Below are 574 nucleotides of genomic sequence, written 5' to 3' on the forward strand. Positions count from 1 at the left end.
CCCAACACCAGCGCCGCCCACCGCCTGATCCGCTGGGCGCGCGGCGCGGCCGTGCAGGACGCCGTGGTCGAGGGCCTGTTCGCCGCCTATTTCGAGGAAGGCCGCGACATCGGCGACCCCGTCGTGCTGGGCCAGATCGCCAAGGCCGCGGGCATGGACGAGGTCGCGGTGCTGCAGTTGCTGGCTGAAGGCGCCGACAAGGACGTGATCGTCCAGCAGCACGCCATGGCCGTGCGCGGCGGCGTCACCGGCGTGCCGGTGGCGATCTTCGCGGGCAAGGTGGCGGTGGTCGGCGCCGAAAGCCCCGAGAACCTGCAGAAGGCGATCGACCAGGCGCTGGCCTGACCCTTACGATCGCCGAGAAAATCGGATCAGGGCGCGCATGATCTCTTCCAGCTACGTCACCACCACGAAGATGAAGCTCTTCAAGATCTTCACCGTGCTGTTCGTGCTGGTGGCGCTGCCGATCCTGATCATAGGCGGCGCCAAGGCCCTGCTGACCGGAGAGCCGATGTTCTCGAACTCGGGCTTTCATTGCGCGGGCGATCCGCCCGACGTCGTCCGACACCACTCC

2 protein-coding genes are annotated in these 574 nt (G+C 67.6%); both read left to right on the forward strand.

The genetic code is table 11. The features are described 5' to 3' along the window. On the forward strand, window positions 1–345 hold a 345-nt coding region (locus tag AB4Y85_RS19430; protein WP_441986546.1), incomplete at its 5' end, for a DsbA family protein. Between the two features lie 37 nt (window positions 346–382). Next, the coding region (locus AB4Y85_RS19435; protein ID WP_441986547.1) for a hypothetical protein at window positions 383–574 on the forward strand (192 nt) is incomplete at its 3' end.

Source organism: Microvirga sp. 2YAF29, from assembly GCF_052114605.1.
Taxonomy (GTDB): domain Bacteria; phylum Pseudomonadota; class Alphaproteobacteria; order Rhizobiales; family Beijerinckiaceae; genus Microvirga.